Source organism: Nocardioides sp. NPDC000445, assembly GCF_040300245.1.
GTDB lineage: Bacteria > Actinomycetota > Actinomycetes > Propionibacteriales > Nocardioidaceae > Nocardioides.
This window is the reverse complement of record NZ_JBEPDH010000018.1, coordinates 102,795-115,436: the sequence shown is the minus strand read 5'-3', so window position 1 is coordinate 115,436 and position 12,642 is coordinate 102,795. Positions and strand designations below refer to the sequence as shown.

At 69.5% G+C, this 12,642-nt stretch carries 12 protein-coding genes; 10 read left to right on the top strand and 2 right to left on the bottom strand.

Annotated features, from left to right (window positions below; genetic code table 11):
* Positions 1 to 44 precede the first annotated feature (44 nt).
* Complete coding sequence (locus tag ABT304_RS22685) at positions 45 to 533, top strand: winged helix-turn-helix transcriptional regulator (RefSeq protein WP_350718676.1); 489 nt, start codon at positions 45 to 47, stop codon at positions 531 to 533.
* A 105-nt stretch (positions 534 to 638) separates the two neighbouring features.
* Here the strand turns inward: ABT304_RS22685 and ABT304_RS22680 are convergent, their stop codons facing one another.
* Positions 639 to 1,787, bottom strand: a complete 1,149-nt coding sequence (locus ABT304_RS22680) for a GTPase family protein (RefSeq protein WP_350718674.1) — start codon at positions 1,785 to 1,787, stop codon at positions 639 to 641.
* A 95-nt stretch (positions 1,788 to 1,882) separates the two neighbouring features.
* Here ABT304_RS22680 and ABT304_RS22675 point away from each other — a divergent pair, with 95 nt between their 5' ends.
* Genes ABT304_RS22675 through ABT304_RS22660 form a run of 4 tightly spaced genes read left to right on the top strand, consistent with a single transcriptional unit; the run spans position 1,883 to position 6,542 of the window.
* Complete coding sequence (locus ABT304_RS22675; RefSeq protein WP_350718672.1) at positions 1,883 to 3,178, top strand: C39 family peptidase; 1,296 nt, start codon at positions 1,883 to 1,885, stop codon at positions 3,176 to 3,178.
* Between the two features lie 52 nt (positions 3,179 to 3,230).
* Positions 3,231 to 4,535, top strand: coding sequence for a M20/M25/M40 family metallo-hydrolase (locus ABT304_RS22670; protein ID WP_350718671.1), 1,305 nt, complete (start codon positions 3,231 to 3,233; stop codon positions 4,533 to 4,535).
* Positions 4,532 to 5,971 (top strand): MFS transporter, encoded by a 1,440-nt coding sequence (locus ABT304_RS22665; RefSeq protein ID WP_350718669.1) that lies wholly within the window; start codon positions 4,532 to 4,534, stop codon positions 5,969 to 5,971. The genes ABT304_RS22670 and ABT304_RS22665 overlap by 4 nt, the downstream gene beginning before the upstream one ends.
* Before the next feature lie 25 nt (positions 5,972 to 5,996).
* The gene (locus ABT304_RS22660) at positions 5,997 to 6,542 is read left to right on the top strand and encodes a DnaJ family domain-containing protein (protein WP_350718667.1); all 546 of its coding nucleotides are present in this window, start codon (positions 5,997 to 5,999) and stop codon (positions 6,540 to 6,542) included.
* A 96-nt stretch (positions 6,543 to 6,638) separates the two neighbouring features.
* On the opposite strand, the gene ABT304_RS22655 is transcribed toward ABT304_RS22660, so the two are convergent.
* Positions 6,639 to 7,595, bottom strand: a complete 957-nt coding sequence (locus ABT304_RS22655) for a GlxA family transcriptional regulator (RefSeq protein ID WP_350718665.1) — start codon at positions 7,593 to 7,595, stop codon at positions 6,639 to 6,641.
* A 70-nt stretch (positions 7,596 to 7,665) separates the two neighbouring features.
* On the opposite strand from ABT304_RS22655, the gene ABT304_RS22650 reads away from it, so the two are divergent.
* The 5 genes from ABT304_RS22650 to ABT304_RS22630 all read left to right on the top strand — a co-directional run bounded on the left by ABT304_RS22650 (position 7,666) and on the right by ABT304_RS22630 (position 12,593).
* Entirely contained in the window at positions 7,666 to 7,800 is a 135-nt protein-coding gene (locus ABT304_RS22650) for a hypothetical protein (RefSeq protein ID WP_350718664.1), read from the top strand.
* 57 nt (positions 7,801 to 7,857) lie between these two features.
* Complete coding sequence (locus ABT304_RS22645) at positions 7,858 to 8,943, top strand: HpcH/HpaI aldolase/citrate lyase family protein (RefSeq protein WP_350718662.1); 1,086 nt, start codon at positions 7,858 to 7,860, stop codon at positions 8,941 to 8,943.
* A gap of 1 nt (position 8,944) precedes the next feature.
* Positions 8,945 to 9,808 carry an HpcH/HpaI aldolase/citrate lyase family protein gene (locus ABT304_RS22640; RefSeq protein ID WP_350718660.1) on the top strand — a complete coding sequence of 288 codons (864 nt, stop codon included), beginning with the start codon at positions 8,945 to 8,947 and terminating at the stop codon, positions 9,806 to 9,808.
* A 170-nt stretch (positions 9,809 to 9,978) separates the two neighbouring features.
* Positions 9,979 to 11,043, top strand: coding sequence for a hypothetical protein (locus ABT304_RS22635; RefSeq protein WP_350718658.1), 1,065 nt, complete (start codon positions 9,979 to 9,981; stop codon positions 11,041 to 11,043).
* 266 nt (positions 11,044 to 11,309) lie between these two features.
* Entirely contained in the window at positions 11,310 to 12,593 is a 1,284-nt protein-coding gene (locus tag ABT304_RS22630; RefSeq protein WP_350718656.1) for a choice-of-anchor P family protein, read from the top strand.
* Positions 12,594 to 12,642 lie beyond the last annotated feature (49 nt).

Here is a 12,642-nt window from a genome sequence, read left to right as displayed (position 1 = left end):
GATTGCAGATTGCAACCACTATTTCCGAGTGCAGGAGACACCGAGTGAGCGAGCCCAGATCGGGTTGCCCGATCAACGCAGCCGTGGAGGTCTTCGGGGACCCCTGGTCGGTGATCGTGCTGCGCGACGTGATGTTCGGGAACCGTCGCCACTTCCGCGAGCTGCTCGGCAGCTCCGAGGAGGGCATCGCCTCCAACATCCTCAGCAGCCGGCTGAAGAAGCTGGTCGAGGGTGGTCTGCTCACCAAGGAGGAGGCCGGCCGCGGCCAGAAGGCCGCCTACGCGCTGACCGAGGCGGGCATCCAGACGCTGCCGATCATGGTCGCTCTCGGCAACTGGGGGCTCGCCCATCGCGACGGCACCCGGCAGCTCCGGGTCCGCGCGGAGCTGCTGCGCGATGCCGGTCCCGGGATGGTGGAGTCGTTCATGGACGAGCTGCGCGAGCTCCATCTGGGGACGCCACGTCCCGACCCGGACGCTCCGCGGGCGAGCGAGCAGCTCGCCGCGGCGTACGAGGCGGCCATGGCGGAGTGAGCTGTTCCTCCATCAAGGTATGCAGGCGAGAGCACGCTTCCCCGGCGGATCTCCGCACGGGATGTGTTCCTTCGGCTGCATACCTTGACGAAGGAACCACCCGCCTCACTTCTCCTTGGCGTGGAGCTTCAGCTTCGAGATCTGGGTCTTCAGCTCGTCGAGGAAGAGCGTCCGGATGCTCTCGGTGTCCAGGGCGCCGTTGACCCCGCGCAGCTTGCCCTCACCGAGCTTGACGCAGACGGCCGACCAGGCGGCGCCGATCGCGCCGGTGAAGCCCGCCGCCACGGTGGCGTTGATCGCCCCACCACCGACGGTGCCGAACCCGGGGATCATCTTGAGCAGGTTGCCGGCGACGGTGCGGCCGGCCTGGGTGGCGGCCGCGGTGGCCGCGATCGAGGCCATCGCGGCCTTGTCCACCTCGATGCCGTAGATCGCCGAGATGCGCGCCATCATCCCGAGCTGGATCGGCACCAGCACGACCGCGTCGGAGAACGGGATCGGGGTGGCTCCGGCCGCCCCGGCCGCGGTCGCGGCACCCGCGATCACGGTGTTCGCCTGCTCCTGCTTCCGCTTGAGATCCACCCTCTGCGCCGCGGTGAGGGCCTCCTCGACCCCTGCAGGCGCGCATCGAAAGGTGGCATCGACGAGCTCCTGCAGCCCGTGGACCTGCTGGCCGGAGAAGTCGTCGGCCTTGGCGTTGGTCAGGTAGACCCGGGCCCCGTGCACGGGCAGCCCGCGCGCGTCGATCTGCTGGGCGAACTCGACCGCGTCCGGGTGGTAGGCGCCGGTCGGTGAGGTCGGCACCTGGGTCATCACCAGCACCACCGGCAGCCCCAGGTCGGCGAGCTTCTGGATGAAGGCGGCCTCGGTGTCCTCGAAGCGGCGGTCGGCGAAACGTACGGCGTACCAGGCGACGTGGATCTGCTCGGACTGCGGCTTGCGGCGCCGCTCCTGGATCAGCTTGGCGAGATCCTTGATCACCCGGTCGCCCTCGACGCCGATCTCCAGGCCCTGGGTGTCGAGCAGCCCGAAGAACCCGCTGGTGTGCAGGTAGAGCGTCGACTCCTTCGTCACCGGCTCGCCGATCCCGGTCTTCGCCACCTCCGCCCCGAAGACGGCGTTGACCAGCGTCGACTTGCCGACCCCGGTCTTACCGAAGACGGCGAGGTTGAACCGGCCGATCTCCTTGGCCGACTCGGAGTACCTCTTGTGGAACTCGTCCTTGAACCAGCCGTCGGATGCGAAGTTGTTCACGACGACCAGGATGCCAGCCGGCACCGAAGTTTCCCGGGAGTCGGACTGCCGAAATGTCATGGCCCGGCCCTCCGAGGAGGAATAGCGTGCCGGGCATGAGCCCTCGGTCCCGCCTCGCGTACGTTGCCGCGCTCGCCGCCGCAGTCGTCCTGGTCGCGCCCACGACTCCGGTCCACGCGGCCGAGCCTGAGACCCAGCCCACCGACATCACCCTCACCCGGTGGAACAGCCTCGAAGACTTCGCGAAGGGCAGGTCGAGCAACCTGCGCCCGGACCGGCACGGCACCCTCCGGATCGGCCGCGGCAGCGAGACGACCACCTACGCCGACCCGTTCGGCGACGGCACGGCCAAGACCTACGAGTACGGCACGTGGACCTCGCCCGTGGTCACGACCGGATACCCGATCGACGAGTCGGTCACCTCGTGGGACGTCGACACCCCGACCGGCACCTGGGCCGAGATCCGGTTCCGCGGGCGGAAGGCGGACGGCACCTGGACGAAGTGGTTCGTGATGGGTCGCTGGACGGCCGGCGACGACTTCGCGGCCGGCGACATCCACCGCACCTCCGTCGAAGGACAGAGCGACACCGACGCGGCGCTCTACACCGACACGTACGTCGCCCGGACCGGCAAGGAGCCCGAGGCGTTCCAGACCAGGGTCACCCTGCTGCGCCCCGAGGGCGCGACCGTCTCCCCCAGCCTGCGAACGGTCTCGACGCTGACCAACGAGTACCTGCCCGACTCCGCCTACCCCGGCACCAGCACGCCGACCCTCGACCGGGAGGTGGACCTCAAGGTGCCGCCGTTCAGCCAGAACATCCACCGCGGCGAATACCCGGAGTTCGGTGGCGGCGGTCAGGTCTGGTGCTCACCGACGTCGACGACGATGGTGCAGTACCACTGGGGTCACGAGGTCCCGGCGGGCGAGCTGACGGACATCGAGGCACCCAACGGCGACCCGCAGGTCGCCTACGCCGCGATCAACACCTGGGACTACGCCTACGAGGGCGCCGGCAACTGGCCGTTCAACACCGCCTACGCCGGCCGCTGGGGTCTGGACGGGTTCGTGACCCGGCTGCGTTCGCTGGCCGAGGCCGAGGCCCTGGTGGCGGCCGGCTTCCCGCTGGTCGTCTCCGCCAGCTGGGAGCTCGAGGAGATGCCGGAGTCGGGCTACGGCACCGACGGCCACCTGCTGGTCATCGGCGGCTTCACCGCCGAGGGCGACCCGATCGTCTACGACCCCAACCACTCCTCCAACGACGAGGTGCGCAACGTCTACACCCGCGAGAACTTCGAGCGGGTCTGGCAGACCTCGACCGACGGGGTCACCTACGTCATCCACCCGCGCGACGTGCCGCTGCCCGGCGCAGGGAAGGCCACAAACTGGTGACGGAGACGCCACCACGGTGATCCGCACCGCTACGGCCGACTAGGTTGCGGCCATGACACTCGATGCCGTCGCCGCTCTTCAGGCCGCACTTCGAGCCCCGACCGTCAACGACGGCTCCGGCGCGGAGAAGAAGGCGTTCGAGCAGCTCCACGAGGCGCTGCGCGAGCACTTCCCTCTGCTGCACGCGGCCCTCGACCTCACCCCGGTCGGCACCCACGGGCTCCTCTTCCGCTGGCCCGGCGCCTCGGCCGAGAAGCCGGTCGTGCTGATGGCCCACCAGGACGTCGTCCCGATCGCAGGCGTCTGGACCCACGACCCGTTCGGCGGCGAGATCGTCGACGGCGTGATTCACGGGCGCGGCACGCTCGACGACAAGGGGCAGCTGGTGGCGATCTGCGCCGCGGTCGAGGGGCTCCTCGCGGACGGGTTCGAGCCGGCGTACGACGTCTGGCTGTCGTTTGGCTCCGACGAGGAGACGACCGGCGCGGCCGCGCGGGCTGCGGTCCAGGAGCTTCGCGACCAGGGGGTCGAGCCGTGGTTCGTGCTCGACGAGGGCGGCGCGGTCGCCTTCGACGCCTTCCCGGGCGTCGCCGCGCCGATCGGGGTCGTCGGCGTCGCCGAGAAGGGCACCACCGACGTACGCCTCACGGTGACCGGCGACGGCGGCCACTCCTCCACCCCACGCCAGAATGGCCCCACCGCGCGGCTCGCCCGCGCGATCACCCGGCTCGACCGCATGTCGATGCCGGTCCGGCTGCCGGTGCCGACGGTCGAGATGTTCGAGCAGATCGCCCCGTACGCGGCGAAGCCCATGCGACCTGTCCTGGCCAACGCGGGTCGGCTGGCGCCGGCGCTGGCCCGGCTGCTGACCCGGCTCGGACCCGAGCCCGCCGCGCTGACCCGCACCACCGTCGCGATCACGACGCTCGAGGGCAGCCCGGCGGCCAACGTCATCGCCTCGGCCGCCACGGCCGGGGTCAACCTGCGGATCATGGTCGGCGAGACCGTCGCCGAGGTCGTCGAGCGGCTGCGTGCCGCGATCGGCGACAAGCAGGTCGAGATCGAGGTCGTACGTGCGGGTGAGCCGTCCCCGGTCTCGCCTCGCGACGAGGCCTTCGCGAAGATCACCGAGACCATCGCGGACGTCTTCCCGGAGGCGGTGCCGGCTCCCTACACGGTGATGGCCGCGACCGACTCGCGCTTCTTCTACGAGATCAGCGACCGGGTCTACCGGTTCGCGCCGTTCCGGATGACCGCCGCCCAGCGCGCCACCATCCACGCCGCCGACGAGAACATCAGGGTCGATGACTACCTCGACGGGATCCGCTTCTACCGAAGGTTGATCGAGTCACTGTGACCACCGAAAGCCAGCGCACCGGCGTCGAGAAGGCCGCCCGCGGAATCTGGGTGATCGTCGGGTTCCTGGTGGCCGTCGAGTTCGCCAGCGGCATCCTGCAGGGCTACTACACCCCGATCTTCTCCGATCTCGCCGACCACCTCGGCGTCTCCGACGCCGACCTCAACTGGCTCGAGGCCGGGCAGCTGATCGTCTCCGCGCTGTGCGTGCCCCCGCTCGCCCGGCTCGGCGACCTGATCGGCCACAAGAAGGTGCTGCTGCTGGCGACCGGCATCACCGCGCTCGCCACCTGGTGGACCGTGGTCGCCCCCGACTTCGGCTCGTTCCTGGTCGCCTGGTCGATCCAGGGCGCCTACGTCATCTGGCTGCCCCTCGAGGTCGCCATCGTCCACAAGCGCACCGGCGGCGACACCGCCCTGACCCGCCGAGCCGCGGGTGTCCTGGTCGGCGCGCTGCAGGTCTCGGTGATCATCGGCGCGATCGCCGCCGGCGCCCTCGTCGGCATCCTCCCGATGTGGGCGATCCTCTCCTTCCCGGCCGTGGCCGTGACCGCCGTCTTCGTCGTCATCGCCGTCGGCATCGAACCCGACTCCGGCACCAGCGGCGGCGCGTTCGACTGGCTCGGGCTGACGGTGCTGACCCTCGTGCTCGGCCTGGTCATGGCCGGCCTGGTCGGCGTACGCGTCCTCGGGGCCGGGTCCCTCCTCGCCTGGGGTCTCGTGGTCCTGGGGCTGCTCACGCTGGTCCCGTTCTGGCGCATCGAGACCGCGCTGGACGATGCCGGCGGGCGCGAGCCGCTGATCGACGTACGTCTGCTGGTCTCGCGCGGGCAGTGGCCGATCCAGCTGACCGCGTTCCTCTTCGGGATGTCGGTGCTGGGAGCGCAGATCCCGCTGTCGACCTTCGCGCGTACGTCACCTGACGAGGCCGGATTCGGACTGGGCGCCGATGCGTCGTTCGTGTCGCTGCTGATCGCTGAGTACGTGATCGCGATGGCGATCTCCGCCTTCACGCTGCCGCTGTGGGCCCGGTTCCTCGGGCCGGTGCGGGCACAGGCGGTCGCCTGCTTCCTGGTGGCCACCGGCTATCTGATGTGGCTCCCGTTCCATGACTCCACCGGCCAGGGACTCCTCAACATGGCCGTCGTCGGGCTCGGCTCGGGTGCCCTGGTCGCCTCGCTGCCGGCGGCCGCCGCCGCGGCCGCACCGTCCTCCCGCACCGCGTTCGCGACCGGCATGACCAACGCCACCAAGACCGTCGGCGGCGCCATCGCCTCCGCGGTCTTCGCGATCGCGCTCGCCGCGGACGGATCCATCGCCGGCGAGGCGCACGCGCCGCTCTCGGGCTACCTCACGGTGTGGGCGGTGTGCGGCATCACCGCCCTCGTCGCCGGCCTGCTGCTCCTGCTGCCCCGCCGGACAACCAGCGCTGGGTAAACTTTCCCGCGCTGGAGGTGATCACATGCCCACGAGCGAGGACCGGCCCGAGGAGCGCCCGGAGACCCAGGCTCCCCCTCTCTCCGACGCGGCGAGCAAGGCGGCAGCCGCGGCCCGGATCCAGGACCAGGCCAAGTGGGTCGACCTCCAGGTGCAGCAGTCGATCCAACGTGGCGAGTTCGACAACCTGCCCGGCGCCGGAAAGCCGATCAAGAACCTCGACCGCGACCACGATCCCGACTGGTGGGTCAAGCAGCTCGTCGAGCGCGAGCAGATCGTGGTGCTCCCCCGATCCGTCCAGCTCCGCAAGGACGACGCCGAGCTCGACGGCCTCCTCGACACCCAGACCACCGAGGACGGCGCCCGCAGGATCGTCGAGGAGTTCAACGAGCGCGTCATCGCGGCCCGCTACGGCGCGCCCGAGGGCCCGCCGCTGATCACCATGCCGCGCGACGTCGACGCCACGCTCGACGCCTGGCGCGAGCGCCGCGCCGCTCGGGTGGAGGCGGCCAGGGCAGACGTACGCCGCCGGGAGGAAGCCCGGAAGCGGCGTTGGTGGCAGCGGCGGTGAATGCTCACCGAGGTAACTCGGTCAGGCGCCACTCCCATCGTGGAACTCCACCAGGTCAGTGCACGCTCGCCGAGTTACCTCGGTGTACATCCCGGCCTAACCCACCTCGCGACGTGAGAACCGCGACCGGTAGCGCCCCGGAGTCACCCCGACCTCCGAGGTGAACCCCACCCGGAAGGTCACCGGTGAGTAGTAGCCGGACTCGTGGCTGATCCGCTCGATCGGCAGATCGGTGGTCTCGAGGAGGGTCTTGGCGACCGCGATCCGCTCGGCGGCCACCCAGCGCATCGGAGTGGTGGCGAGGTCGCGCTCGAAGCGCCGGGCGAGGGTGCGCGGGGAGACCGCGGCAGCCGCCGCCAGACGCTCGAGCGTGATGTCCTCGTGCAGGTTGGCCCGAAGCCAGCTGCGCAGCTCGTCGAGCCAGTGGGCCTGTTCGGTGAGCGGGTCGGCCGCGACGTACTGCGCCTGGTCGCCGTCGCGGTGCGAGGCGATGACCAGGTTGCGGGCGATGGTGTTGGCGGCGTGCTGGCCGTGGTCGGTGCGGATCAGGTGGAGGCACAGGTCCAGCCCTGCGGCCGAGCCCGCGCTCGTCAGCACGCCGTCGTCGACGTAGATCGCCCGCGGGTCGAGGTCGACCCCGGGATACGTACGCCGGAACAGCTCCGCCCATCGCCAGTGGGTCGTGGCGCGGCGACCGTCCAGCAGCCCGGCCTCGGCCAGGGCGAAGGCGCCGGTGCACAGCGAGACCATCCGGGCACCGCCCGCGGCGGCGCGGCGCAGCGCCCGGACCAGGGTGGGGCTGATCGGCTCGCCCGGACGGATCGCCGGCACCAGCACCGTTCCGGACTCAGCCAGCGCGGCCATCGGCCGCTGCGGAGTCAGCCGCGGTCCACCGTGGACACGCACCCCACGCAGGTCCCCGCACAGCACCACGTCGTAGAGCGGGCTGGCGTCGTGGTCCCAGTCGTAGCCGAGCGCCTCGAGCGGCATCCCGATCTCGAACAGGGTCATCCCGTCGACGATCGGGATGGCGATGGACGGCTTCGCAGGCATGGCAAGAATCTATCATTCTTAGTCAATCCTGCCACTCCTCCTCAACGCTCCGCGAGAGCACTCTGGAGTCATGACCAACTACAAGAAGAACCCCAGCAAGGTCCGCAGCACCGTCCGCTCCGTCCTCGCCGGCTTCGACGCCGGCGCCCGGATCCGTCACGGCGCCCAGGTTCCCAAGGACCATCCCTCCCGACGCCGGTCGTGATCGTTACAAGCCGAGACGCCTACCGGCCGGTAACCGCCGGCCGTTAGGGTGACCGGCATGAGTCACAAGAGCCCCAAGGACTTCTTCGCACCGTTGGCGGTGGGCGCCCCCGCACCATTGCGGGAGATCCCGGCACGGCCCAGTCGTGCGATCCATTTCTTCGACCCGTCGAACCCGAAGATGGCGGCCAAGGTGCCCGCCATGGTCGGCACCGTCGACGTGCTCCTCGGCAACCTGGAGGACGCCGTCAAGGCCGACAACAAGGTCGCCGCGCGCGAGGGCCTGGTCGAGATCGCGAAGAACACCGACTTCGGCAAGACCCAGCTGTGGACCCGGATCAACTCGCTCGACTCCCCGTGGGTGCTCGACGACCTGGTCACCCTGGTCACCGAGATCGGCGACAAGCTCGACGTCGTGATGGTGCCGAAGGTGCAGGGCCCCGAGGACATCCACTACGTGGACCGGCTGCTCGCGCAGCTCGAGGCCAAGGGCGGCGTACAGAAGCCGATCCTCATCCACGCCATCCTCGAGACCGCGCGCGGCGTGGCCAACGTCGAGGAGATCGCGCTCGCCTCCCCACGCATGCAGGGCATCAGCCTCGGCCCGGCCGACCTCGCGGCCGACCGCAAGATGAAGACCACCCGCGTCGGCGGCGGCCACCCGGGCTACCTGGTCCGCCAGGACCCGGTCACTGGGCCTGATGGAGGGCCGGACATCCACGGCACCCGCGCGGTCTTCCAGCAGGATCTGTGGCACTACACGATCGCGAAGATGGTCGACGCCTGCGCCGCGGCGGGGATCTACCCCTACTACGGCCCGTTCGGCGACATCACCGACGTGGTCGCGGCCGAGGACCAGTTCCGCAACGCCTTCCTGCTCGGCTGCGTCGGCACCTGGAGCCTGCACCCCAAGCAGATCGAGATCGCCAACCGCGTCTTCTCCCCCAGCGTCGAGGACATCAAGCACGCCCGCCGCGTGGTCGCCGCGATGGGCGACGGCACCGGCGCGGTCATGCTCGACGGCAAGATGGAGGACGACGCCTCGCTGAAGCAGTGCCTGGTGCTCGTCGACCTCGCCGAGGAGCTGGCCGCCATCGACCCGAAGCTCAAGGAGCTCTACGACGCGATCGAGATCGAGGACTGAGATGACCGACACGACCTTCCGCCCCCTGCGCTCGGTTCTCTACATGCCGAGCTCCAACACGCGCGCCCTCGAGAAGGCGAAGACGATCACCGCCGACGCGCTGCTCCTCGACCTCGAGGACGCCGTCGCCCCCGACGCCAAGCCGGAGGCGCGCGAGAACGCCGCCGCGGCCGTGACGTCGGGCGAGTACGGCAACAAGTACCTCACCATCCGCATCAACGGCGCCGACACCGAGTGGCATGCCGACGACCTGGCCACCGCGGCCAAGGCAGGACCCGACGCGATCGTGGTCCCCAAGGTCAACAGCGCCCAGCAGGTGCACGACCTCGTCGCGGCCTTCGAGAAGGCCGGCGTCCCGGAGCAGACCAAGCTCTGGGCGATGATCGAGAGCCCGTACGCCATCCTCCACGCCGAGGAGATCGCCTCCGCCTCCGAGCGGCTGACGGTGCTCGTCATGGGCACCAACGACCTGGTCAAGGAGCTGTACGTCGACCACGTCCCGGCCCGCGCCAACCTGGTCACCAGCCTCCAGCTGGCCGTGCTCGCCGCGCGCGCGAGCGGCAAGGTCATCCTCGACGGCGTCTACAACAACGTGAAGGACGCCGAGGGCTACGCGGCCGAGGTCGAGCAGGGCCGGATCTTCGGGTTCGACGGCAAGACCCTGATCCACCCGGCCCAGGTCGAGGGCGCCAACGCAGGCTTCGCGCCCAGCGAGCAGGCGGTGGCGGACGCCAAGGGTCTCATCGAGGCGTTCGAGGCCGCCGGCAGCGGCGTCGCGACCTACAACGGCAAGATGGTGGAGGCCCTCCACGTCGAGTCCGCCAAGCGAGTCCTCAGCATCGCCGAGGCCATCGCGGCGCTGTAGGCCACCGGCCAGGAATATCTCTCAATGTATAGAAAAAGTTACTGATCGCCCATCTTGGCTGATCAGTAACTTTTTTCCGAGAAGAAGGTGACAAACCGGCGCGATTCTGGTTCCGTTACGTGCTGCGCGACACAACCGACACTCGCTACGCGCTCAGGAGACAGCGTCAGATGACTGAAGCGAATCGTCGGCCCGCGACGGGGGACCACTCGAACGTCCCACCCACGCCGGCTCGACACCCCGCCACACCGATGCTCCCCACGAACGACACCGCGCCCGAACCCCTCGAGATCGCTCGCCGCGCTCTCGAGGGGGTGTCCCCGGCGGACGAGTCGTGGTTCACCAATCCCAGGACGAACCCAGCCGCGGAGCGAGTGCGACCGCATCACACGCCGTACACGCCGTACCCGCCCCAGCCGCAGCCCGGCACGGCGATCGTCCTGCGACACTCCGATTCCGGCTACTCCCAGCCGCCGCGGGCCACCTACCAGCGCCCGATGCCCGCGCACACCCGGCTGCCGCAGTACGCCTACCAGCCGAGCCCCTACACGGCACAGCAGTTCCACCCTGCCGGGCCGGTGACGTTCGCCAACCCGGCGATGCCGCCGTACGCCGCCGCGCAGGTGCCGACCCGGAACGGCGTGGTCGAGGAGCACCGGATCCCGAAGAGCCGCGCCCGCAACAAGAAGGCCGTGCTGCTGCCGCTCGCCGCGATGGCGATCGCCTCGGCCGGCATCGGCGCCTTCGCCCAGGCCAATGTCGACCCAGACGTCGAGACCCAGCAGCTCAAGGCCCACGCCGGCCAGTACGACGCCGTACCCGTGGTCGACATCGCCGACCAGAAGATCATCGACGCCCCCGGCGTGATCGCACCGGAGACGACGTCCCCCTTCTCGCCCGCCGCCGGAACGACCTCCGGCGGCAAGCACTCCAGCGGCGACTACGACGCGCCCTCCACCGCCGGGGCCTACGGCGGCGCCCACTCCTCCAGCGGCACGATCTCCGAACCGCTCGAGGGGGACACCCTGTCGGACAAGGATCCGGCGCCGGCTCCCGAGCCGGCTCCACAGCCGGCCCCGGAGCCTGCTCCGCAACCCGAGCCGGAGCCCGAACCCGACCCGGCCCCCGTGCCGACGCAGCCGTCGCTGGGCGAGAACGTGGTCGCCCCGGTGCTCGACACGGTCACCGGCGTCGTCGACGGTCTCACCGGAATTCGGCTCGATCTGACTCCGTAGTCATCAAGCGACCCCAGAACAGGGCTGTGACCTCAGCCGAGGTCACGGCCCTGTTTGCGTATGCCCGGGTGGGTTACCCATGGCTAGGAAGGGCCATCTAGAAAAAGGACCTCCGTCCCGATAACTTCCGTGGTTTTCTCTCGTTTGCCCGATGTGCCACCCCTTAACTCGGGAGTGCGCCAGGTTCCCCCGGATCTGGCAGGTGGCACGGCCCCGTTGCGGGGATCTTGGGGGATCCCCACCGCAGAATCGGAGTCCAACCAACAATGCGAAGCATCCGTACGTTCGCGCTGTCCGCAGCCGCTGCCGCCGTCGTCGGCGCAGTTCTGGTTGTGCCGGCGCCTTCACAGGCCGCACTGACGAACACCTCCTTCGGGCTGTTCGCGAGCGGCTTCGGCACCCGCGTGACCGGTGGAAGCATCCCGGCCAACTCGGGAGACCTCGGATACCAGACGATCGGGTGCACCCGTAAGGCTGGCTACGACGTCAACAACAACACCGCCGGCGCCAAGGTGCCCGGCATCGGCACGATCGGTGCGACCACCACCAAGCAGCGCACCGTCAAGTCCGGCGCGATGGTCAAGTCCATCTCGGAGCACAAGATCGCCGACGTCGTGCTCGACAAGAGCCCGCTGGGCAAGGTCACCGTCGAGGGCCTCAGCTCGGTTTCCCAGGCCTGGTGGGACGGGAAGGCCTACAAGGCCGACTCCAAGGCCAAGATCGCTCACGTGGTCCTCGACCCGGCCGGCCCCGGCCAGAAGATCGACCTCCCGATCCCCGGCCGTGACAAGCCGCTCGTCATCCCGGGCATTGCCACCATCGGTCTGGGCAACACCGTCGAGAAGACCAACGCCGACGGCGCCCAGGCTTACGCCAACGGCATCTGGATCAAGCTCCACGGCACCGACTCCGAGGTCATCGTCGGTCGCTCCCGCGCCGAGATCAACGGCCAGGCCTTCTCCGCGGTCTTCAACGGCTTCTCCAACTCTGTCGACGCTTCCGCTCTCGGCGGCGCCGTCCAGATCGGCAAGAACCCGCTGACCAACGCCGGCTGCGCCGGCACCAAGGGCAAGCTGAAGACCAAGTCCATCGCCGGCGTTCCGCTGGGCGAGGCGGGCGACATCCTGGACGTCAAGGGCCTCACGAGCGGCCAGCGTTCGAACCAGACCAAGACCACCGCCGAGGGCTACACCTTCGGTGAGGTCGCCAGCGTCAACATCGGCGACGGCGCGATCCGCATCGAGGCCATCCGCGCTCAGGCGAACGCCAAGTTCGTCAAGGGCAAGGGCTCCACGACGTCCATCTCGGGCACCAAGTTCGGCGACATCTACATCAACGACCAGAAGGTCTCCCTCGCCCAGCTGGAGTCGGCGCTCTCCCGCGTCGACATCCCCGGCCTGGCCAAGATCGAGACCAAGGTCGTCGTCGAGCGCAGCAAGAACCTGGTCGAGGTCGTCGCCCTGCGGCTGACGCTCCTCGACGCGACCGAGGGCACCAAGTCGGTCGTCAACATCGGTCACGCCAAGTTCAAGGTGAACGCGAACAAGTGAGGCCTTGATCCACTGAGGCTGTCCTAAGAAACGGCCCGCGTCCTGACCA